Below are 21,981 nucleotides of genomic sequence, written 5' to 3'. Positions count from 1 at the left end.
CACCCTCAAGGGGCGTACTGGCAGTGCACCCCTACGGCGGCGGGCGGGACGTACCGTCGAAGGCATGGACAACCGTGAGGAGGTCCGCGAGTTCCTCACCTCGCGGCGCGCGAAGATCACTCCCGAGCGGGCGGGCCTGCCATCCGGCATCCGCCGCCGGGTTCCCGGACTGCGCCGCAGCGAGGTCGCCGCCCTGGCCGATGTGAGCGTGGAGTACTACGCCAAGCTCGAGCGCGGCAACCTCGCCGGCGTCTCCCCCGCTGTACTCGAAGCCGTCGCCCGCGCCCTCCAGCTCGACGACGCCGAACGCGCCCACCTGCTCAATCTCGCCCAGGCCGCCGACGGCTCCGACGCCCTCACCCGGCCACGCCGCCGCACCACCCGGGCCTGGACGTCGCACCGCAGCCTGCAATGGGTGCTGGACGCCGTCACCGCGGGGCCCGCGTTCGTCCGCAACGGCCGCATGGACCTGCTCGCCACCAACCAGCTCGCCCGCGCCTTCTACGCCGACGTCTACGCCACGGCCGGCAACCAGGCGAACCTGGCCCGGTTCCAGTTCCTCGACCCCGCCTCGCGCCGCTTCTACCCGGACTGGGACCAGGCCGCCGACATCTCCGTCGCCATCCTGCGCACCGAAGCCGGCCGCAACCCCCACGACAAGGACCTCCACGATCTCGTCGGCGAGCTGTCCACCCGCAGCGACGACTTCCGCACCCGCTGGGGCGCCCACAACGTCCGCCACCACGGCACCGGCACCAAACGCTTCCACCACCACGCCGTCGGCGACCTCACCCTCGCCTACGAGGGCCTGGAGATGGCCGCAGAACCCGGCCTCACCCTCACCATCTACACCGCCGAACCCGGCTCACCCTCCGAAGAAGGACTGCGCCTGCTCTCCGCATGGGCCGCCACTCGGGAAGCCGACCCTGACACGAAACGATCTGCGCCCAGATGACCGTGAGTGCGAGTGGGTGAGGTGATCGGGGCGCCGGGCGGCGGCCGTCACACTTCCCGCCCGGCGCAGCAGAAGACCAGGCCCATGCCGAGGTTGCCGACATCGTCGATTCCGCGGTCGTAGTTGTAGCCGCGGCGCAGGATACGGGAGTCGTCCGTGGCGGCGGTGCGTGGGTTGGCGAGGCGGATATGGGCGTCGAGGGAGATCGGGTTGCCGTGCGAATCCTTGGCGTAGTTGGGGACATCGGTCTCCTTGACGCTGTCGAGCGGGGCGCCGGTGTCCTCGCGGCGGCCGAACATCTTCTCCTGCTCGGTGAGGTAGACAGGTCCAAGAACTCGACGAGCACGCGGATGATCCGTATGACCTGGCAGCTGCCGCCCCTGTCCCAGGCGGGCTCGTCGGCGCCGCCCCCTCCCCATATGGGACGGTTGCTTTCTCGGAACGAGGCGACGTCGGGGTTGGCGATGCCGTCCTTGAAGCCGAGCAGGTTGCGCTGGGCGCCGGTGGAGCCGCAGCTTCCGCAGCCGGTGAGCACCACCTCCTTGCGTGACGTCTCCCTGCCAATACCGGTCAGGAGTGGACGAGAGTCAACGCTTTGTCAGCCCGCTCAGTCAGGTTGAGCATCCGTTCGGCCGAAGTCATCCGGCAGTGATCGAGTCACGCCGCTGTACCGGCATCGATGGGACGGTTGCGCAGTGCCGTCCCGGGCGGGGGTCTGACTCGTGAGATCTATGACCGAAGTGTCCAGTCACGGACCTGTCGGCTGCCGTTGCGGGATGCTGCCTGCCACCGAGCCACAGGGCGTGTCCCAATAGGGGCCTTGCCGCGTTCAGGCGCCATCACGGTCCAGACCGCCCGAGCAGGCCGGTGCCATCCACCCAGCACGTCACCACGCGGGAGGCCGACCATCATGACGACCAGACAGCGCAGCACCTCCTCGAGCACGGATCCGCCCGTTCGGCGCGAGGTCGTCCTGGGCGTGGACACGCACGGCGAGGTGCATGTTGCCGCCGTGATCTCCCCGCTCGGGAAGATCCTGGGAACGGAGTCCTTTCCCGCGACGGCGGCCGGCTATCGGCAGCTGCTCGTGTGGGCCCGCAAGCGGGGGACGGTGCGCCGGGCCGGTGTGGAGGGCACCGGCACCTTCGGCGCGGGCCTGTCCCGCTACCTGCTGGCGCAGCAGGTCGAGGTATACGAAGTGAACCGCCCCGACCGCTCAGCCCGCCGGCTACTGGGGAAGTCGGACCCGCTCGACGCGCAGGCCGCCGCGCGGGCCGTGCTCAGTGGCCGCGCCCGGGCCCGGGCCAAGTCCGGCGACGGTCCGGTGCACAGTGCCCGGTTGTTCAAGCTCGCCAAGGACTCCGCGGTCAAGGCCCGTACCCAGGCGATCAACCAGCTCAAAGCCGTCCTGGTAATCGCCGATCCCGCCCTGCGGGAACGGCTGTCCAGCCTGGGCAACCGCGAGCTGTTCCGCACCTGCGCACGCCTCGGCCTACCCGGCGGTGGGGGAGACGAGGACGCGGTGACCCAGGCCACCCACCTGACGTTGCGCATGCTCGCCGAGCGCGTTGAGCAGCTCACAGGGCAGATCGATGAGCTGAACCAGCGCCTGACCCGGCTCGTCGAGCGCCACGCCCCCCAGCTGCTCGTACCGGTGGGCATCGGCCCGGACAGCGCCGTCACTCTCCTGATCACTATGGGAGACAACCCCGAGCGGCTGAACACCGAGGCGTCCTTTGCTGCCCTTTGCGGAGTCAGCCCTATCGAGTACTCCTCCGGCCGGCGGCGCACGCGCCGCCTCAACCACGGCGGCGACCGGCAGGCGAACGCGGCCCTGCACCGCATCGTGTTCACCCGCCTGCGCCACGACCCGCGCACCCAGGCGTACTACGAACGCCGCACCCAGGAGGGCAAGACCCGACGCGAGATCATCCGATGCCTCAAGCGGTATGCCGCCCGCGAGGTCTTCAACCTGGTCAGACCGGTTTCCCGCGCCCCCGCGTTATAGGGGCGTCCGTGAGACGTGAGAGGGTCTGGGGCGTGAGTGAGACACCACCGAACACCCTGCAATACCGCTTTGACGGGCCAGAAGACGCTCCGGTCCTGATCTTGGGTCCCTCACTGGGTACCACATGGCACATGTGGGACCGGCAGATCCCGGAGCTGGTCCAGCAGTGGCGGGTCTTCCGCTACGACCTGCCGGGACACGGCGGCGCCCCGGCGCACCCGGCCGGTTCCGTGGCCGAGCTGACCACCCGGCTGCTGGCCACGCTGGACTCCTTCGGTGTACAGCGCTTCGGCTACGCGGGCTGCGCGCTGGGCGGAGCCGTCGGCGTCGAGCTGGCGCTGCGGCACCCGGAGCGGATCGCCTCGCTGGCGCTGGTCGCCGCCTCGCCCCGGTTCGGGACGCCGGACGAGTTCCGGCAGCGCGGCGTGATCGTACGGACGAACGGTCTCGACCCGATCGCCCGGACCTCGCCCGAGCGCTGGTTCACCGGCGGGTTCGCCGCCGCCCAGCCCGCGATCACCGAGTGGGCCGTCCAGATGGTCCGCACCACCGATCCCGGCTGCTACATCGCCGCCTGCGAGGCGCTGGCCGGCTTCGACGTACGGCACGAGCTCGCCCGCGTCGGCGTACCGACGCTCGTCCTGGTCGGCTCCGACGACCAGATCACCGGCCCGGCCGAGGCTCGCACCCTGGTCGCCGGGATCCCCGACGCACGGCTCGCGGTCGTGCCCGGCGCCTCCCACCTGGTCCCGGTCGAGCAGCCCGCCGCCGTCACCGACCTGCTGGTACGGCACTTCTCCACCGCCTGGCAGCCGGCCTACGACTCGGCCACCGGACAGATCGCCATCCCGGCCGCGCACGTCAAGCCGGTGCTGGCCGCCGCGCCCCAGGCCGTGCCGCAGGTCGCGCCCCAGGTGGCGCCGATCGCCGAGATCGCCCCGGCCGTCGTGGCGCCGCAGCCGTTCGGGCGGCCCGACCCCTACGAGGCGGGGCTGAAGGTCCGCCGGGAGGTGCTCGGGGACGCGCACGTGGACCGGGCGCTGGCGCAGGCCGACGAGTTCTCCGGGGACTTCCAGGAGTTCGTCACCCGCTACGCGTGGGGCGAGATCTGGGACCGGCCGGGCCTCGACCGGCGCTCGCGCAGCTGCGTCACGCTCACCGCGCTGGTCGCGGGCGGCCATCTGGAGGAACTGGGCTTCCACGTCCGGGCCGCGCTGCGCAACGGCCTCACCCCGGCCGAGATCAAGGAAGTGCTGCTCCAGGCGGCGGTGTACTGCGGGGTGCCGGCCGCGAACAGCGCGTTCCGGGTCGCCCAGCAGGTCATCCGCGAGGAGACCACCCCCGAGGGCTGAGCGGGGCAGGATGGTGACCATGAAGCTCACCAAGAAGTCCCACGCGTGCGTGCGCCTCGAGAAGGACGGGCGCACGCTCGTCCTCGACCCCGGCGGGTTCAGCGAGCAGGACGCGGCCGTCGGCGCCGAGGCGATCCTGATCACCCACGAGCACGCCGACCACTTCGACGAAGGCCGGCTGCGGGCCGCGCTGGACGCGAACCCCGGCGCCGAGATCTGGACCCTGAAGTCCGTCGCCGACCAGCTCGCGGCGGCCTTCCCGGGCCGGGTGCACACGGTCGGCCACGGCGACACCTTCACCGCCGCCGGCTTCGACGTCCAGGTGCACGGCGAGCTGCACGCGGTGATCCACCCGGACATCCCGCGCATCACCAACGTCGGCTACCTGATCGACGGCGGCAGGGTCTTCCACCCCGGTGACGCCCTCACCGTCCCCGGCCACCCCGTCGAGACGCTGATGCTCCCCGTGATGGCGCCCTGGAACAAGATCTCCGAGGTCATCGACTACGTCCGCGAGGTGAAGCCGCAGCGCGCCTACGACATCCACGACGCCCTGCTCACCGACCTCGCCCGGCCGATCTACGACCGTCAGATCGGCGCCCTGGGCGGCGCGGACCACCAGCGGCTGGCGCCGGGGGCCTCGGCGGACGTCTGAGGCCGCAGGAGACGCGAGGCGGGAGCGGACGCGAGGCCGAAGGTTCGGGGCCGGACGGCCGAGGGCCCGTTGTCAGAGGCGCCCGGTAAGTTGTGGAGCATGCGCATCGCGACCTGGAACGTGAACTCGATCACCGCACGCCTGCCGAGGCTCCTCGCCTGGCTGGAGAGCAGCGGCACCGACGTGCTCTGCCTCCAGGAGGCCAAGGTCGCCGAGGCACAGTTCCCGTTCGAGCAGCTGCGCGAGCTGGGCTACGAGGCGGCGGTCCACGCCACCGGCCGGTGGAACGGCGTGGCGGTGCTGTCGAAGGTCGGCCTGGAGGACGTCGTCAAGGGCCTGCCCGGCGACCCGGGCTACGACGGCGCGCCCGAGCCCCGCGCGATCTCGGCGACCTGCGGGCCGGTCCGGGTCTGGTCGGTGTACGTGCCCAACGGGCGCGAGGTGGGCCACCCGCACTACGCCTACAAACTCCAGTGGTTCGAGGCGCTGAAGGCCGCCGTCGCCGGGGACGCGGGCGGCAGCCGCCCCTTCGCGGTACTCGGCGACTACAACGTGGCGCCGACGGACGACGACGTCTTCGACGTGGCCGCCTTCGAGGGACTCACCCACGTCACCCCGGCCGAGCGCGCCGCCCTCACCGCCCTGCGCGAGACCGGCCTGGCCGACGTCGTCCCGCGCCCGCTGAAGTACGACCACCCCTACACCTACTGGGACTACCGCCAGCTCGCCTTCCCCAAGAACCGCGGCATGCGCATCGACCTGGTGTACGGCAACGAAGCATTCGGCAAAGCCGTGAAGGACGCCTACGTCGACCGCGAGGAGCGCAAGGGAAAGGGCGCTTCCGACCATGCTCCGGTGGTGGTGGACCTCGAGGTGTGAGTGTCAACCTGGGTCCATGAACATCCCCTTCCTGGGCAACAGGCACGGCAAGAGCGGTGACGTCCCCCACCACGCCGACCCCGATCTGCTCGCCGAGTGCGAGCTCCTGCGCGCCCAGGCGGCCGAGGAGGGTGTCACGCTCGACGACACCCCGGCCTCGCTGGAGGCCCTCGACCAGTTGCTCCCGCGCTGGCGGGACGACGAGGAGACCCTGACCTGGCTCGGCACCGACGCCGGCCTGTACCTGGGCACCGTCCTGACCCGGACCGTGACCGGCGCGGAGTGGGAGATCCGGGCGGACGGCGAGCCGGTCGTACGGCTGTCGTCCGGGCGGGAGTTCGAGGTCGTCGAGGCCGGCCACGACTGGGCCGCGAGCGGGGTCCCCGAACTCTCCCAGCTCTACGCGGAGGTCGCCGAGACCTGAGCCGCGGCACACCCTGCGACAGGGCGGCAATAAAGATGGCATAAATACGGCTAATGCCCGAAAAGTGCGTGTCGTGCCTTAAGCCCACTCCCGGCTGGATAGTTTGCGGCAACCACGACACAGCTGAGAGCGGGTAGGGCTGCGGATGGCCGTCGATCCTCTGATCGAACTGCGGGACGTCAACAAGTACTACGGCGAGCTCCATGTCCTCCAGGACGTCGATCTCACCGTCGGCAAGGGAGAAGTGGTCGTCGTCATCGGCCCCTCGGGGTCGGGGAAGTCGACGCTGTGCCGGACGATCAACCGCCTGGAGACCATCGAGTCCGGGACCATCACGCTGGACGGCAGGCCGCTGCCCCAGGAGGGCAAGGCCCTCGCGCGGCTCCGTGCCGAGGTCGGCATGGTCTTCCAGTCCTTCAACCTGTTCGCCCACAAGACGGTCCTGCAGAACGTCTCCCTCGCCCAGATCAAGGTCCGCGGGCGCCCGAGGGAACAGGCCGACCGGCACTCGCGCGCACTCCTCGACCGGGTCGGCCTGTCGGCGCACGCCGGGAAGTACCCCGCACAGCTCTCCGGCGGCCAGCAGCAGCGCGTCGCCATCGCCCGCGCCCTCGCTATGGAACCCAAGGCCCTCCTCTTCGACGAACCGACCTCCGCCCTCGACCCCGAGATGATCAACGAGGTCCTTGAGGTCATGCGGCAGCTCGCTCGGGACGGCATGACCATGGTCGTCGTCACCCATGAGATGGGCTTCGCCCGCTCCGCCGCACACCGGGTCGTCTTCATGGCCGACGGCCGCATCGTCGAGGACCGCACCCCGGAGGAGTTCTTCACCGCCCCGCGCAGCGAACGCGCCAGGGACTTCCTGTCCAAGATCCTCAAGCACTGAGCGGGGAGCACCACCCATGGTCCGTACCCCCCGTGTGCCCGCCGCCCTGACCCTGTTCACCGCGCTGATCAGCGGCGCCGGTGCCGCGTTCGGCGTCGCCGGCTGCGGCAAGGAGGGCAGCCCGCCACGGAAGGGCCCCGCGGCCGGCACGCTCCCCGACTACCGGGTCGCGCGGGGCTTCCGGCTGCCGGCCTCACCGACCTGGACCCGGGCGAGGCAGCGCGGCCACCTCGTCGTCGGCGCCAAGGAGGACCAGCCCTACCTCGGCGAGCGAGACCCGGCCACCGGCGTCTACTCGGGCTTCGACGTCGAGATCGCCAGGATGATCTCCGCCTCCCTCGGCCTCGCCCCGAAGACCGTCCGCTTCCGAACCATCGCCTCCGCCAACCGCGAGACAGCCCTGCAGAACGGCCAGATCGACTACTACGTCGGCACCTACACCATCAACGACAAGCGCAAGCGGCTGGTCGGCTTCGCCGGCCCGTACTACATGGCGGGCCAGTCCCTCCTCGTCCGCCACGACGAGAACGACATCCACGGCCCCCAGGACCTCGCCGGCAAGCGCGTCTGCTCGGCGGCCGGGTCGACGCCGTACCAGCGGATCAGGGCCGACTACCCGAAGGCGGTCCTCGTCGCCTACGACACCTACTCCGTCTGCGTCGACAACCTGCTCACCTACCAGGTCGACGCCGTCACCACCGACGACGCCATCCTCATCGGCTACGCGGCGAAGGCCCCCGGCGAACTCAAGGTCGTCGGCAGGCCCTTCTCGAAGGAGCCGTACGGCATCGGCGTCCCCCGCGGCGACACCGCCCTGCGCTTCGCGATGGACGACGCATTGGAGGCACGTGAGAAGAACGGCGACTGGAAGAAGGCGTACGAGGCGACGCTCGGCCTGTCCGGCGTACCCGCCCCGACGCCGCCCCCGATCGACCGCCGTCCGGCGAGCTGAGCGAGGACGGCATGAGCGTACTGACCGACAACTTCCGCACGTACGCCGAGGGTTTCCTCGGCACGCTCGAACTGACCGTCTACTCCTCGGCGCTGGCCCTGCTCCTCGGCTTCGTCATGGCGTCCTTCCGGGTCGCGCCCGTCGGCTCCCTGCGGGCCTTCGGCACGGCCTGGGTCACCGTGCTCCGCAACACCCCGCTCACGCTCCTGTTCTTCGCGGTGCTGCTCGGCCTGCCCCGCTTCGGACTGGTGCTGCCCTTCAAGGTCTTCGCGGTCCTCGCCCTCGGCTGCTACACCTCCGCGTTCATCTGCGAGGCGCTGCGCTCCGGCATCAACACGGTGCCCCGGGGGCAGGGCGAGGCGGCCCGCAGCCTGGGCATGACCTTCGGGCAGACGCTCCGTCTGGTGATCCTGCCCCAGGCGTTCCGGTCGGTGATCCCGCCGGTCGGCTCCACCCTCATCGCACTGGCCAAGAACTCCGCCATCGCGGGCGCCTTCAGCGTCACCGAACTCCTCGGCACCTACCGGACACTGAGCGAACTCGGCTACAACATCGTCTGGATCTTCGTGTGGATCGCCGTCGGCTACCTGATCGTCACCCTCGCCATCAGCGCCCTGTTCCACCTGATGGAGCGCATCTGGGGAGTCGCCCGATGACCGAGGCCACCGCCCTCTACGACATCCCGGGGCCCGTCACCAGAAGGCGGCACGCGGTGTACGGCGTCCTCGCGGCCGCCGTCCTCGTGGCCCTGCTCGCCTGGATCCTCCACCTCCTGCTCGCCGCCGGCCAGTTCACGCCCACCAAGTGGATGCCCTTCGCCTACGAGGGGATCCAGAAGCTCCTCCTGCGCGGTCTCGGCAACACGCTCAAGGCCTTCGCGACGGCGGCCGTCCTCTCCCTGGCGCTGGGCGGCCTGCTGGCCACCGGACGGCTCTCCGAGCACCGGCCGGTGCGTCTGCTCGCCGTCGTCGTCGTGGAGTTCTTTCGCGCCATGCCCGTCCTGGTCATGATCTTCTTCGTCTTCGTGGCGCTGAAGGTCCAGCCCCTGCCCGCCCTGGTCGCCGGACTCACCCTCTACAACGGCTCGGTGCTCGCCGAGGTGTTCCGCTCCGGGGTGAACAGCGTCGAACGCGGCCAGCGGGAGGCGGCTTTCGCGCTCGGCATGCGCAAGACGCAGGTCATGTCGTATGTCCTGGCGCCCCAGGCCGTCCGGGCCATGCTGCCCGCCGTCATCAGCCAGCTCGTGGTGGCCCTGAAGGACACCTCGCTTGGCTATCTCATCACCTACGAGGAGTTCCTCCATGCCGGGAAACTGATCGCGTCCAACCTCGACTACGATTTGCCCTTCATCCCCGTGGTGATGGTGATCTCGCCGATCTACATCGGGATGTGCATGTTGCTCTCGTGGTTCGCCGGCTGGGTGGCCAGGCGGGAGCGGCACAGTCCCAGGACCGGGGCCGCCGAGGTGGCCCCGGCCGAACCAGGGACGCTGCTGCCGTAGGGGCAGCAGCCAAAGGGCCAGGCCCGGCCGGCGGCAGCCGGAGATCACTGCTCGCGCAGCGGAACGGACACGTACGACGGGTCGTCCACCGGCGAGGAGAAGGTCAGCTGCGCGCCGGGCGGGTTGTGCTCGATGTAGAGCGGGTCCACCGTGTCGATCACCAGCGCGAGCCGGTGCCCGGCGGGCACGTCGTAGGCGGTGGAGAACAGGTCCAGGTCCACGTCGAACGCCTTGCCGGGCGTCCGGCCGTGCCAGGTGTATGGCGCGTTGGTGACCAGCTTGCCCAGACCGAGCGGCCCCACGTCGTAGAGGTAGGCGACGAGGGTGCCGCTCTCCGCGGTCGGGGTGAGGGTGGTGTGCAACCGGGCCGTGCCGCGCACCTGTTGGGTGTCGGTGTACCGTCCGGACTGCCAGACCGCGGCCCAGCGGCGGGGGAGCAGCGGGATCGAGGCGACCGGCGGCAGCTGGGCGACCTGGTCGAGGATGCTGGACAGGAAGACGATCCCGCCGTCCGCGCCCGAGTCGACGTTCGCGTGCACGGTGGCCGTGCCCGCGAGGTCGATCTTCCGCCCGGTGGCGCCGACCGACTTCCAGTCCGGATAGCCCTCGTAGCCACCGGTGGAACGGGACTTCAGCTCCACCGGCTGCTCGCGGTCGATCCCGTTGTCCGCGCCCTTGAGGTAGTGGTCGAACCAGCGCTCGGTGTCCGTCCACACGTCGTTGGGCAGCCCGAACAGTCCGGTCAGCTCGGCGGTCGCGTGGTCACCGGGGCGCAGTTCGAGCCGCTTGGGACCGGTCAGCCGGCCGTAGAAGTCGGCGATCTGGTTCGGCGGGAAGACCGTGTCGCCCCAGGCGTTGGCGAGCATGATCGCCGCGCCGTTCTTGTTGATCCGGTCGACATAGGTCGCGGCGGAACGCTGCTTGCCCCAGTCGATCAGTTCCTGTTCGTTGGACAGGTCGGAGGCGAAGAAGTCCTTGAAGACCTGGCTGGTCTCCGCGCTCGGGCGGCCGGTGACCTGGCCGACACCGTCGAGGAGGGCGGTGGCCTCGGAGTGCTCGGTGCGGCCCGAGTAGATCGAGTCGATCAGGTCGGCCCAGCCGCTCAACGAGGCGACCGCCCTGATCCGGTTGTCGTGCGCGGCCGCCAGCAGGCTGATGCCGGCGCCGTACGACACGCCCGCCATGCCGATGTGCCCCGCGTCGGACGGGGTGTTGGCGAGCGCCCAGTCGATCACCTTCGACGCGTCGGCCACGTCGGGCGGCCCCGCCACTTCTATTCCGCCGCCGGACTGCCAGAACCCCCGGACGTTGTAGGCCACCACCACATAGCCGGAGTCGGCGAGCTTCTGGGCCTGGGCCAGGTACTCGAACTGGGGGAAGCCCCAGCTCGTGGGCATGACGAGCAGCGGGTAGCGGTGCGAGCCGTCGGCGCCCGCGGGCGTGACCACGTTCGCCTTGAGCGTCGTGCCGCCGTCCCCGGTGATGTCGACGAACCGGACGCCGTTCCCGGCGGCCTGGGCGGCGGGGGTGAACCCGAGGACGCCGCCGGCGATCAGGGTCGCGGAGACCGCCCCCACGGCGGTCGTGCGCAGGGCCTTGCGATGGGTTCCCACAGGTCACTCCCCGTCTGTGTCAGAGCAAAGTGACCCGACAGTAACCGCGACCCCGTACCGCAAGTAACCCGTCGGTAAGTTACGTACCAGTAAAGGTTGTTGGACCAGGCGGCCGGTCAGGAGGCGCGGTGCGAGGCGCGGGGCGTCTCGGTCGCGTCGGGCGGCAGCGGGGCCTGGGCGGCACGGGTGACGTCCTCGACGAGTTCGACCACGTCAGGGCCGTACGCCTGCGAGTTGACGACCTTGAGGAGCAGCACGAAGGAGTTCCTGCCGTGCTTGCGGGCGAGCCGCTGGTGGTTGCGGGCGAGGTAACGGGTGGCCGCCTGGTTGGTGATCGCGCGCTGACCGCAGAAGAGGAACACCGGTCGGGCGTCCGGGCGTTGGCCTGCGGTGAGACGGGCCAGCAGCACGTACTCCGTGACGCCCGGGTCGAGGCGGTAGCGCTCGGTGCCGATCTGGAAGGCGCCGCGGTCGGGGCCCGGTTCCGGGTCGATGTTGACGCGTACGCCGGGCAGCATCGCGGACATGTGGGCGAGCATGCGGCGATTCGACCCGGGCCCTCCCACGCAGAACTCGGTCCGCTCGCCGAAGCCCTGCTGGACGTTGTCCTGGGTCACCACCTGGAGGTTCGCACGGCAGTCCTTGATGAGCGCGGCCAGTTCCAGGAGTGCGAACACGTCGAAACGGTGGACGGCCGGTTCGGACGTGGCCGGATCGCGGTTGACGACCAGCAGCGACTCGGAGTTCTCCGGCAGCCCGAAGAAGGCCTGCTTGCGGCGCAGGCTCCGGCGCCACAGCGAGGTGCGGGCCAGCCAGCCGAGCGCCGCGCTGATGCCGGCCGCCACGACGCCGAGGATAATGTTGCGCAGGTCGTCATTCATGGGCGCGCATGCTAGCGGTCACAGGTGGCCGGAACGTACCCGTGTTCGAAGTGTGGCGGTCATATGACAGTGCCCTGAATGTGGCTGTCGGGGCCCCGGCCCCGTCGGTACGCTGCGCGGACGTTCCGGAACTGGAGGTGCGGATGCGTCGCCCTGTCGCGCGGAAACTGACGGTCCTGGCGGTCTCGGCCGCCGTGGTGTCGGTGGGGGCGGCGGCGCCTCCCGCCCCCGGCGCCGCCACCACCGCGAAAACCCCGGTGGCCGTCGGCTACGGCGGTGCGGTCTCCAGCGTCGACGCGGACGCCACCGCCGCCGGTATCGAGGTGCTCCGCGAGGGCGGCAACGCCGTCGACGCGGCCGTCGCGACCGCCGCCGCGCTCGGCGTCACCGAGCCCTACTCCTCCGGCATCGGAGGCGGCGGCTACTTCGTCTACTACGACGCCAAGTCCCGTAAGGTGCACACCATCGACGGCCGCGAGACCGCGCCGCTGACCGCCGACTCCAACCTGTTCGTGGAGAACGGCAAGCCGCTCGCCTTCGCCGACGCCGTCAGCAGCGGGCTGAGCGTCGGCACCCCGGGGACGCCCGCCACCTGGCAGACGGCGCTCAGCCAGTGGGGGACCAAGCGGCTCGGCTCCGTGCTGAAACCGGCCGAGCGGATCGCCCGCGACGGGTTCGTCGTCGACGGCACCTTCCAGTCCCAGACCGCCGCGAACGAGACCCGGTTCCGCTACTTCCCCGACACGGCCAGGCTGTTCCTGCCGGGCGGGAAGCCGCCGGCGGTGGGCTCCACCTTCAAGAACCCCGAACTGGCCCGGACCTATGAGGAGCTGGGGAAGAAGGGGATCGGGGCCGTCTACAACGGCGACCTCGGCAAGGACATCGTGTCGACGGTCGACAACCCACCCGTGGACCCGGGTTCGGGGTGGAAGGCGCGGCCGGGCAAGCTGTCCGTGAAGGACCTCGCCGCCTACCGGGCCAAGCTGCAGGCGCCCACCGAGACGGGGTACCGCGGGCTGAAGGTGTACTCGATCGCGCCGTCGTCGTCCGGCGGGACGACGGTCGGGGAGGCCCTCAACATCCTGGAGAACACCGACCTCTCCAAGGCCAGTGAGGTGCAGTACCTGCACCACTTCATCGAGTCGAGCCGGATCTCCTTCGCCGACCGCGGGCGCTGGGTCGGGGACCCCGCGTTCGAGGACGTGCCGACGAAGGGGCTGCTGTCGCAGCGATACGCCGACGAGCGGGCGAAGCTGATCAGCGACGACGCGGTGCTGACCAGCCCGGTCGCACCGGGCGACCCGAACAGCCCCGGGTCGACCGGCACGGCGGCGCCGACCACGTACGAGGGCGAGAACACGACGCACCTCACGGTCGCCGACAAGTGGGGGAACGTCGTCTCCTACACGCTGACCATCGAGCAGACCGGTGGCAGCGCGATCACCGTGCCGGGGCGCGGGTTCCTGCTCAACAACGAGCTGACCGACTTCTCGTTCACCCCGGCGAACCCCGCGGTGCACGACCCGAACCTGCCGGGGCCCGGGAAGCGGCCGCGGTCCTCCATCTCGCCGACCGTCGTGCTGGACAAGGCGAACCGTCCCGTGGTGGCCGTGGGGTCGCCCGGCGGGGCGACCATCATCACGACGGTGCTTCAGGTGCTGACCGAGTTCCTCGACCGGCATCTGCCCTTGGTGGACGCGATCGCCGCGCCCCGGGCCTCGCAGCGGAACGCGGCGAAGACCGAGTTGGAGCCGGCGCTGTACAACGACCCTGTACTGAGGGGGAAGTTGGAGGCGATCGGGCACTCGTTCAGCTTGAATCCGGAGATCGGTGCGGCTACTGGTGTGCAGCGGTTGCCGGGTGGGAAGTGGCTGGCGGCGGCTGAGACCGTGCGGCGGGGTGGGGGATCGGCCCAGGTGGTGGATCCTTCGTCCTAGACGCCGGGTGCGGGTGCGTGGGGGCTGGCCGCGCAGTTCCCCGCGCCCCTATCGGGGCGTCTCAGCCGGCGCCCCTGAAGGGTCCCGCTTCCGAAACACCAGGCTCCCGCCCTCGACATCCACCGTCACCTGACTGCCCTCCGTGATCGTGCCGTCCAGGAGCAGACGCGACAGCTGGTTGTCGACTTCCCGCTGGATGGTGCGGCGCAGCGGGCGGGCGCCGTACTCCGGCTGGTAGCCGTGTTCCGCCAGCCAGTTGACCGCCGCGTCCGTGAAGTGGGCGGTGATGCCCTGGGCGTGCAGCATGCGGCGGGTGTGCTCCAGCAGGAGTTCGGTGATCTGGCGCAGCTGATTGCTCGTGAGCTGGCGGAAGACGACGATCTCGTCGATGCGGTTGAGGAACTCCGGGCGGAAGTGTTCCCGGAGCGGGCGCAGGACCCGCCCGCGCCGGGCCGCCTCCGTGGCCTCGTCGTCGCCGGCGCCGAAGCCGATCCCGGCACCGCGCCGCGTGATCACGTCCGAGCCCAGGTTGCTCGTCATCACGATGACCGTGTTGGTGAAGTCCACCGTGCGGCCCTGGGAGTCGGTCAGGCGGCCGTCGTCCAGGACCTGGAGCAGGATGTTGAAGACGTCGGGGTGCGCCTTCTCGATCTCGTCGAGGAGGAGCAGGGAGTACGGGTGGCGGCGGACGACCTCGGTGAGCTGGCCCGCCTCCTCGTGGCCGACGTAGCCGGGCGGGGCGCCCACCAGGCGCGAGACGGTGTGGCGTTCCTGGTACTCGCTCATGTCCAGGCGGACCATCCGGTCCTCGCTGCCGAACAGCACCTCGGCGAGCGCACGGGCCAGTTCGGTCTTGCCGACGCCGGTCGGGCCGAGGAAGAGGAAGCTGCCGATCGGGCGGTTCGGGCTCGCCAGCCCGGCGCGGGAGCGCATGACCGCTTCGGAGACGGCGGCGACCGCCTCGTCCTGGCCGATGACCCGCTGGTGCAGGTGGGCCTCCAGGCCGAGCAGCCGCTCCTTCTCCTCCTGGGTGAGGCTGCTGACCGGGATGCCGGTCTGGCGTGACACCACCTCGGCGATCGCCTCGGCCGTCACCTCCATGTTCAGCCCCTCGTCCGCCTCGTCCTCACCGGAGAGTTCGGTGATGCGGGTCTTCAGTTCGCCGATGCGGTCCCGGAGCTGGGTGGCGCGCTCGTACTGCTCGTCGGCGACCGCCTGGTCCTTGTCCCGGGTCAGCTGCTCGGTCTCGCGCTCCATGGCGCGGACGTCGGTGCCCTTGGTGCGGGCGCCGAGACGGACCCGGGCGCCGGCCTGGTCGATGAGGTCGATCGCCTTGTCCGGCAGCCTGCGGTCGGTGAGGTAGCGGTCGGACAGCTCGACGGCGGCGACCAGGGCCTCGTCGGTGTAGCGGACCTGGTGGTGCGCCTCGTAGCGGTCGCGCAGGCCGCGCAGGATCTCGATGGTGTCCGGGACCGTCGGCTCGGGCACCAGGATCGGCTGGAAGCGACGGGCCAGCGCCGCGTCCTTCTCGATCTTGCGGAACTCCTCGAGGGTGGTCGCGCCCACGATGTGCAGCTCGCCCCGGGCCAGCGCGGGCTTGAGGATGTTGGCGGCGTCCATCGCGCCGCCCTCGCCGCCGCCCCCGGCGCCGACCACGGTGTGCAGCTCGTCGATGAAGACGATCAGCTGGTCGGAGTGTGCGCGGATCTCGCCCACGATGTTGTTGAGCCGCTCCTCGAAGTCGCCCCGGAACCGGGTGCCGGCGACCACGCCGGTCAGGTCGAGGGCGACCACCCGGCGTCCGGCGAGCCCGTCCGGCACGTCTCCGTCGGCGATCCGCTGGGCCAGGCCCTCGACGATCGCCGTCTTGCCCACACCGGCGTCGCCGATCAGCACGGGGTTGTTCTTGCCGCGCCGGGAGAGCACCTCGATGGTCTGCTCGATCTCGTCGTCGCGGCCGATCACCGGGTCGATCCGGCCCTCCCCGGCCAGCTCGGTCAGGTCACGGCTGTACTTGTCGAGGTTCGGCGTGCTGCTCGTACGGCGCCGGGTGTCCGGACCGGCGAGGGTGCGGTCGGTCTCGGTGGCGTCCGGTGGCAGGCCGGCGGCGGCGAACCGGGCGGCGTTCAGGATGTGCCCGGCGGCCGAGTCCGGGTTGGCGGCCAGCGCGCCCAGCACGTGCTCGGGGCCGATGTACCCGGCCCCGCCGGCCCGGGCCAGGTCATGTGCGTCCAGCAGGGCCCGCTTGACGGCCGGGGTGAGGGAGAGCGAGGTCGGCGGGGGAGCCTCGCCCGGCGGGTGCTGGACCGGTCCCGCGCGGCCGTCGATCTCAGTCGCCAGCGAGTCGGGGTCGGCGCCGGACCTGCTCAGCAGGGACCGGGTGGGCTCCGCGGCGAGTGCGGCGCGCAGCAGGTGCTCGGTGTCGAGGTCCCGGCTGCCGTGCTCGGCGGCGTACTGGGCGGCACCTTTGACCAGCTCCCTGGCCGGCTGGCTCAGCAGCCTGCCGATGTCGATCTGCCGGGGGCCCTGGTGGGCTCCGCCGCCGCCGAAGAAGCGTGCGAGGAACTCTCCGAAGGGATCCTGTCCGAAGTTGTCCGGTCCGGGGTAACCGCTGGTCATGAGCGTTCGTTCCGTTCCGGCGTCCCGGCGCCTGGTGGGACGCGCTCGCTGGTCGACGTGCCGGTCCGTGCGGGTGCCCCTCGCCGGGGCCCGGTCACACCACCTTCGCACGCCCGCCCGAGGGGGGCACGTCCAGCCGTTCGGGCGACGGTCCGGACCGCGCCTTCCCCCTTGCCGCGTGATCGGTCTCCGGGGCGGCCCCTGTCAGTTCTCCGGGTTCCTGGCCGTGAGAACGCGCGGCCCCGACTCCGTGATCGCCACCGTGTGCTCCGCGTGCGCCGCCCGGGAACCGTCGTTCGTCCGCAGCGTCCAGCCGTCCTCGGCCGCGTGGTAGCCGTCCCGGCCGCCGCCGATCAGCATGGGCTCGATCGCGAGGACCATGCCGTGCCGGAGCGGGAGACCGCGGCCGGGACGGCCCTCGTTCGGTACGCCGGGGTCCTCGTGCATACGGCGGCCGATGCCGTGTCCACCGAAGTCCTGCGGGATGCCGTAGCCGGCGTCCCGGCACACCCGGCCGACCGCGTGCGCGATGTCGCCGATGCGGTTGCCGACGACCGCCGCCGCGATCCCCGCCGCGAGCGCCCGCTCGGCCGTCTCGACGAGCCGTACGTTCGCCGGGCGGGGCCTGCCGACCGTGAAACTGATCGCCGAGTCGCCCGCCCAGCCGTCCAGCACCGCGCCGCAGTCGATGGAGACCAGGTCTCCGTCGCGCAGCCGGTAGCCGGTCGGGATGCCGTGCACGATCGCGTCGTTCACGGACGCGCAGATGACGGCCGGGAAGGGGGTGGGCGCGAACGAGGGGCGGTAACCGAGGAAGGGGGAGGAGGCCCCGGCCTCGCGCAGCACCTCCCGCGCCACCTCGTCCAGTTCGAGCAGGGAGACGCCGATGCCGGCCGCCTCGTGTACGGCCGTCAGAGCGCGCCCGACGACCTGGCCCGACGCGTACATGGCGTCGATCGATGTGTCTGTCTTCAGTTCCACCATGCCAATTAATATACCGGCTTTCTCGACCGGGTTAGAATCACGGCTTAGAATGACGGCATGGTACGCACCCCTCTCACTCCGGAAGAGCGCGAACGCGGCGAGCGGCTCGGGCGGTTGCTGCGCGAGGAGCGCGGCGGGCGGAGCATGACGGAGGTGGCGGCCGCGGCGGGCATCTCGGCCGAGACCCTCCGCAAGATCGAGACCGGGCGGGCACCGACCCCCGCCTTCTTCACCGTGGCCGCGCTGGCCCGTGCGCTCGGCCTCTCGATGGACGACCTGGTGGAGCGCTGCGCCCTGGTCGTCGTGTGACATACGACGGTTCGAGACACGCGACGGTGCGTGACGCGCGTCGGCGCCTGCCGCGCACGGGTCAAGATCGGGCAATGAGGGCTCCGCGCACCCGCTGAAAACTCCCCGTAGCAACCGCGTAACACAACTGGTGTTGCCTACGGAACCGGAGTGTTCCGGTCTGGCGGGAGTCGAGCGATGACTGTGGATCAACTCCCGGGCCGAGTGCGGGAGTTCGCGAGCTACCTGAACGGCCTGCTGGCGCGCCTGGACCAGGGCGGCGGCTGGTGCGCGGTCTTCTGGCAGCGCGATCCCGACGGTATGCAGGCCTGCCTCGGCGGGCGCGAGGTGCCGCCCTGGGACGTCGTGGAGGCCCTGCTCCAGGACCTGGCGACCGTCCACGGCACCGAGGCCGCCGCGCGTGAGGCCGAGCGGGCCCGCCGGCTGCACGCGGACGCGCTCGCCGCGTACGACACCCGGCCGGGCGCCCGCGAGCACCTGAGCGACCGCCTCGACGTCACCCTCCGCGAACAGCGCTACGCCGCGGAACGGCTGGCCCAGCTCGGCCGCGCCCTCGACTCCGCGCACTCCCGCGAGCAGGCCGAGGCCCTGCAGATCGACCTCGCGTGGGCCCGCGACGACCACGAGCGGGCCTCCGCCCGGTGCGCCGAGCTCCGGGCCCGCTTGGAAAGGCTGGAACACCGGGCCGAGCCCGCCGGGCCCCCGCGGGCCGAGACCCGCACCGTGGCCCCCGAGCCCGCCCCGGCTCCTGTCCCGGCCCCCGCCCCGGCCAAGCAGCGCAAGCGCCGCCGGGGCAGCGCCCGGTTCGCCGGCCTGGCCGAGGACGAGGCGGCGCCCGGCGCCGTACCGCAGGTCGTACCGCAGACGCCGGAGGCGTCCGTGTCCGAGGCCGCCATCGGCCGCCGTACCCCGCGCGGTGCCCGCTTCGCCGGGGCCGTCGAGGCACCGGTGCGGCCGGAGCCGGTGCCGGCGGAGTCCGACGAGGAGTCGGGACGGGCCGTGGCCGCGGCCGTGGAGATGCTCGAACGGCTCCGGGCGGAGGGCCGCACCGGCGAGGCGCACGCGCTCCTGGCCGAGGTCGCGCACTGGCCCGCGGCCCGGTTCCCGCTGCTCGCGGACGCCCTCCAGCGCGCCGGTCTCGGCGCCGACTGGGCCACGCTGCTGTGGGAGGCGGTCTCGCTGCCGCCCGCCCGGCTCGTCGCGGCCGCCGACGCCCTGACCGCCGCGGGCCGGACCGACGACGGCCGGCAGATCCTGCGCCAGGGCGTCGCCCGCCCCGCCCCGGAGATCGGCGAGGCCGTCCTGGCCCTGGACACGGAGGGCCGCCACCGCGAGGCCCGGGCCCTGCTGGACACATACGTCCAGGTCCGCCCCCCGGAGGAGACGGCCCACAGCGCGGAACCCGATCCCCAGCGCCTGGTCCCCCTGCTCCTCCGCTCGGCCCAGCAGATCTCCGACCAGCGCCACTGGGACCTGCTGCACGCCCTGCGGGTGGCGGGCCTCGCTTCCTGAGGGCGCGCGCCCCGCCAGGGGGGGCGACTACGCGACCAGCCCCCACGCACCCGCGGTCAGGAACGGCGCCCAGCCGAGTCGGCGCGCTTCCGGGACGGCCGCGCATCCGCCAGCCAGGTAAGAAACGCGATCGACTCGGCGGCTTAACGACGATGGTCTTGGCAAGGACTCCGAGGAGGCCTACTTTCGACCCTCTACGGGCGTAGAAGGAGCAGCTCATGGCCAACGTCGTACGCGCCGCTCTGGTCCAGGCCACATGGACCGGCGACACCGAGTCCATGGTGGCGAAACACGAGGAACACGCCCGCGAGGCGGCCCGTCGAGGCGCGAAGATCATCGGATTTCAGGAAGTCTTCAACGCCCCCTACTTCTGCCAGGTCCAGGAACCCGAGCACTACCGCTGGGCCGAGCCGGTCCCGGACGGTCCCACCACGCGTCGTATGCAGGAACTCGCGCGCGAGACCGGCATGGTGATCGTCGTCCCGGTCTTCGAGGTCGAGCAGTCCGGCTTCTACTACAACACGGCCGCGGTGATCGACGCCGACGGCACCGTCCTCGGCAAGTACCGCAAGCACCACATCCCCCAGGTCAAGGGCTTCTGGGAGAAGTACTACTTCAAGCCCGGGAACGCCGGCTGGCCGGTCTTCGACACCGCCGTCGGCAAGGTCGGCGTGTACATCTGCTACGACCGCCACTTCCCCGAGGGATGGCGGCAACTCGGCCTCAACGGCGCCCAGCTGGTCTACAACCCGTCGGCCACCTCGCGCGGCCTGTCGGCCTACCTCTGGCAGCTGGAGCAGCCGGCCGCCGCCGTCGCCAACGAGTACTTCGTCGCCGCCATCAACCGGGTGGGCCAGGAGGAGTACGGGGACAACGATTTCTACGGGACGAGCTACTTCGTCGATCCGCGTGGGCAGTTCGTGGGTGAGGTCGCGAGTGACAAGGGCGAGGAACTCGTCGTCCGCGACCTCGACTTCGACCTGATCGACGAGGTGCGGCAGCAGTGGGCCTTCTACCGCGACCGCCGTCCCGACGCCTACGAAGGGCTGGTACAGCCGTGAACGACCTCTTCGCCCGCCACCGCCAGGTCCTGCCCGACTGGCTGGCTCTCTACTACGACGAGCCCCTGGAGATCACCCACGGCGAGGGCCGGCACGTCTGGGACGCGGCCGGCAACCGCTACCTCGACTTCTTCGGCGGCATCCTCACCACGATGACCGCGCACGCGCTGCCCGAGGTGACGAAGGCGGTGAGCGAGCAGGCCGGCCGGATCATCCACTCCTCCACCCTCTACCTCAACCGCCCGATGGTCGAACTGGCCGAGCGCATCGCCCAGCTGAGCGGCATCCCGGACGCCCGGGTCTTCTTCACCACCTCCGGCACCGAGGCCAACGACACGGCCCTGCTGCTCGCCACGACCTACCGGCGCACCAACACCGTCCTGGCGATGCGCAACAGCTACCACGGCCGCTCCTTCAGCGCGGTCGGCATCACCGGCAACAAGGGCTGGTCCCCGACCTCCCTGTCCCCGCTGCAGACGCTGTACGTGCACGGTGGCGTCCGCACCCGCGGCCCGTTCGCCGAGCTGAACGACCGTGACTTCATCGCGGCCTGCGTCGCCGACCTGCGCGACCTCCTCGGCCACACCCGCCCGCCGGCCGCGCTGATCGCCGAACCCATCCAGGGCGTCGGCGGCTTCACCTCCCCGCCCGACGGGCTGTACGCGGCCTTCCGCAAGGTCCTCCAGGAGCAGGGCATCCTCTGGATCGCCGACGAGGTGCAGACCGGCTGGGGCCGCACCGGTGAACACTTCTGGGGCTGGCAGGCACACGGCCAGAGCGGCCCGCCGGACATCCTCACCTTCGCCAAGGGCATCGGCAACGGCAGCTCCATCGGCGGCGTGGTGGCCCGCTCCGAGATCATGAACTGCCTCGACTCCAACAGCATCTCGACGTTCGGCGGCACCCAGATCACCATGGCCGCGGGCCTCGCCAACCTGTCGTACCTCCTGGACCACGACCTCCAGGGCAACGCCCGCCGTGTCGGCGGCCTCCTCATCGAACGCCTCCGCGCGGTCGCCGCCCAGCTGCCCGGCGTACGCGAGGTCCGGGGCCGCGGCCTGATGATCGGCGTCGAACTGGTCAAGCCCGGCACCGACGAGGCCGACCCCAAGTCCGCCTCCGCCGTCCTGGAAGCGGCCAGGGAGGGCGGCCTCCTGATCGGCAAGGGCGGCGGCCACGACACGAGTGCGCTGCGCATCGCGCCGCCGCTGTCATTGACGGTCGCGGAGGCGGAGGAGGGCGCGGCGATCCTGGAACAGGCGCTGCGGAGTGCCTACTAGGCGACCCGCCGTGTGTCGACCGCGGCGCCGTCGTGGCCGGTCGCGCCGTTCCCCGCACCCCTAAGGGGCGCTGTGCAGCCCCTTGCTTCGGGGGCGCGGGGAACGGCGCGACCAGCCTCACCGGCCCGCGGTCTCCGAACGCACCGAACCCGACCAAGGGATCACGCACG

The 21,981-nt window shown here is 71.2% G+C and carries 19 protein-coding genes and 1 pseudogene; 15 read left to right on the top strand and 5 right to left on the bottom strand.

Features of this window, described 5'->3' with window-relative positions; all coding sequences use genetic code 11:
• Positions 1 to 64 precede the first annotated feature (64 nt).
• Positions 65 to 955: a helix-turn-helix transcriptional regulator gene (locus BLW82_RS08160; RefSeq protein ID WP_093498187.1), complete on the top strand. Its 891-nt coding sequence runs from the start codon at positions 65 to 67 to the stop codon at positions 953 to 955.
• 50 nt (positions 956 to 1,005) lie between these two features.
• On the opposite strand, the pseudogene BLW82_RS08155 reads toward BLW82_RS08160, so the two are convergent.
• A pseudogene (locus tag BLW82_RS08155) lies at positions 1,006 to 1,460 on the bottom strand (Dyp-type peroxidase); the annotation flags it as partial.
• 405 nt (positions 1,461 to 1,865) lie between these two features.
• On the opposite strand from BLW82_RS08155, the gene BLW82_RS08150 reads away from it, so the two are divergent.
• The 9 genes from BLW82_RS08150 to BLW82_RS08110 all read left to right on the top strand — a co-directional run bounded on the left by BLW82_RS08150 (position 1,866) and on the right by BLW82_RS08110 (position 9,615).
• Positions 1,866 to 2,963 carry an IS110 family RNA-guided transposase gene (locus BLW82_RS08150; protein ID WP_256215701.1) on the top strand — a complete coding sequence of 366 codons (1,098 nt, stop codon included), beginning with the start codon at positions 1,866 to 1,868 and terminating at the stop codon, positions 2,961 to 2,963.
• A gap of 32 nt (positions 2,964 to 2,995) precedes the next feature.
• Positions 2,996 to 4,315 carry a bifunctional 3-oxoadipate enol-lactonase/4-carboxymuconolactone decarboxylase PcaDC gene (gene pcaC, locus BLW82_RS08145; RefSeq protein WP_093498186.1) on the top strand — a complete coding sequence of 440 codons (1,320 nt, stop codon included), beginning with the start codon at positions 2,996 to 2,998 and terminating at the stop codon, positions 4,313 to 4,315.
• Positions 4,316 to 4,334: 19 nt separating this feature from the next.
• Positions 4,335 to 4,970: an MBL fold metallo-hydrolase gene (locus tag BLW82_RS08140; protein WP_093507919.1), complete on the top strand. Its 636-nt coding sequence runs from the start codon at positions 4,335 to 4,337 to the stop codon at positions 4,968 to 4,970.
• 99 nt (positions 4,971 to 5,069) lie between these two features.
• Positions 5,070 to 5,849 carry an exodeoxyribonuclease III gene (locus tag BLW82_RS08135; protein WP_093498185.1) on the top strand — a complete coding sequence of 260 codons (780 nt, stop codon included), beginning with the start codon at positions 5,070 to 5,072 and terminating at the stop codon, positions 5,847 to 5,849.
• Between the two features lie 16 nt (positions 5,850 to 5,865).
• Positions 5,866 to 6,273, top strand: a complete 408-nt coding sequence (locus BLW82_RS08130) for a DUF6278 family protein (protein WP_093498184.1) — start codon at positions 5,866 to 5,868, stop codon at positions 6,271 to 6,273.
• Between the two features lie 145 nt (positions 6,274 to 6,418).
• Positions 6,419 to 7,162, top strand: coding sequence for an amino acid ABC transporter ATP-binding protein (locus tag BLW82_RS08125; RefSeq protein ID WP_093498183.1), 744 nt, complete (start codon positions 6,419 to 6,421; stop codon positions 7,160 to 7,162).
• 16 nt (positions 7,163 to 7,178) lie between these two features.
• The gene (locus BLW82_RS08120) at positions 7,179 to 8,114 is read left to right on the top strand and encodes a glutamate ABC transporter substrate-binding protein (protein ID WP_093498182.1); all 936 of its coding nucleotides are present in this window, start codon (positions 7,179 to 7,181) and stop codon (positions 8,112 to 8,114) included.
• 11 nt (positions 8,115 to 8,125) lie between these two features.
• Entirely contained in the window at positions 8,126 to 8,770 is a 645-nt protein-coding gene (locus tag BLW82_RS08115) for an amino acid ABC transporter permease (RefSeq protein ID WP_093498181.1), read from the top strand.
• Positions 8,767 to 9,615: an amino acid ABC transporter permease gene (locus BLW82_RS08110; protein WP_093498180.1), complete on the top strand. Its 849-nt coding sequence runs from the start codon at positions 8,767 to 8,769 to the stop codon at positions 9,613 to 9,615. Before BLW82_RS08115 ends, BLW82_RS08110 begins: the two co-directional genes overlap by 4 nt.
• Positions 9,616 to 9,659: 44 nt before the next feature.
• On the opposite strand, the gene BLW82_RS08105 is transcribed toward BLW82_RS08110, so the two are convergent.
• A complete protein-coding gene (locus tag BLW82_RS08105; protein WP_093498179.1) occupies positions 9,660 to 11,228 on the bottom strand; it encodes a CocE/NonD family hydrolase in 1,569 nt (522 codons plus the stop codon).
• A gap of 116 nt (positions 11,229 to 11,344) precedes the next feature.
• Positions 11,345 to 12,109 carry a hypothetical protein gene (locus BLW82_RS08100; protein WP_177232874.1) on the bottom strand — a complete coding sequence of 255 codons (765 nt, stop codon included), beginning with the start codon at positions 12,107 to 12,109 and terminating at the stop codon, positions 11,345 to 11,347.
• 143 nt (positions 12,110 to 12,252) lie between these two features.
• Between BLW82_RS08100 and ggt the strand changes: the two genes are divergently transcribed.
• The gene (gene ggt / locus BLW82_RS08095) at positions 12,253 to 14,046 is read left to right on the top strand and encodes a gamma-glutamyltransferase (protein WP_177232873.1); all 1,794 of its coding nucleotides are present in this window, start codon (positions 12,253 to 12,255) and stop codon (positions 14,044 to 14,046) included.
• 48 nt (positions 14,047 to 14,094) lie between these two features.
• On the opposite strand, the gene BLW82_RS08090 is transcribed toward ggt, so the two are convergent.
• Both BLW82_RS08090 and map read right to left on the bottom strand, forming a co-directional pair.
• Positions 14,095 to 16,665 carry an ATP-dependent Clp protease ATP-binding subunit gene (locus BLW82_RS08090; RefSeq protein WP_093498178.1) on the bottom strand — a complete coding sequence of 857 codons (2,571 nt, stop codon included), beginning with the start codon at positions 16,663 to 16,665 and terminating at the stop codon, positions 14,095 to 14,097.
• Between the two features lie 204 nt (positions 16,666 to 16,869).
• Entirely contained in the window at positions 16,870 to 17,649 is a 780-nt protein-coding gene (gene map, locus BLW82_RS08085; protein WP_093498177.1) for a type I methionyl aminopeptidase, read from the bottom strand.
• A 57-nt stretch (positions 17,650 to 17,706) separates the two neighbouring features.
• Here map and BLW82_RS08080 point away from each other — a divergent pair, with 57 nt between their 5' ends.
• The 4 genes from BLW82_RS08080 (at position 17,707) to BLW82_RS08065 (ending at position 21,811) form a co-directional block, all read left to right on the top strand.
• Complete coding sequence (locus BLW82_RS08080; protein WP_093498176.1) at positions 17,707 to 17,958, top strand: helix-turn-helix domain-containing protein; 252 nt, start codon at positions 17,707 to 17,709, stop codon at positions 17,956 to 17,958.
• 177 nt (positions 17,959 to 18,135) lie between these two features.
• Positions 18,136 to 19,470, top strand: coding sequence for a hypothetical protein (locus BLW82_RS08075; RefSeq protein WP_093498175.1), 1,335 nt, complete (start codon positions 18,136 to 18,138; stop codon positions 19,468 to 19,470).
• Between the two features lie 218 nt (positions 19,471 to 19,688).
• Positions 19,689 to 20,531, top strand: a complete 843-nt coding sequence (locus BLW82_RS08070) for a nitrilase-related carbon-nitrogen hydrolase (RefSeq protein ID WP_093498174.1) — start codon at positions 19,689 to 19,691, stop codon at positions 20,529 to 20,531.
• On the top strand, positions 20,528 to 21,811 hold the full coding sequence (locus BLW82_RS08065) for an aspartate aminotransferase family protein (RefSeq protein WP_093498173.1): 1,284 nt from the start codon (positions 20,528 to 20,530) through the stop codon (positions 21,809 to 21,811). The genes BLW82_RS08070 and BLW82_RS08065 overlap by 4 nt, the downstream gene beginning before the upstream one ends.
• Positions 21,812 to 21,981: the final 170 nt, after the last annotated feature.

The organism is Streptomyces sp. Ag109_O5-10 (assembly GCF_900105755.1).
Taxonomy (GTDB): domain Bacteria; phylum Actinomycetota; class Actinomycetes; order Streptomycetales; family Streptomycetaceae; genus Streptomyces.
The sequence above is the reverse complement of the archived record's forward strand: the minus strand, read 5'-3'. Positions and strand labels throughout refer to the sequence as shown.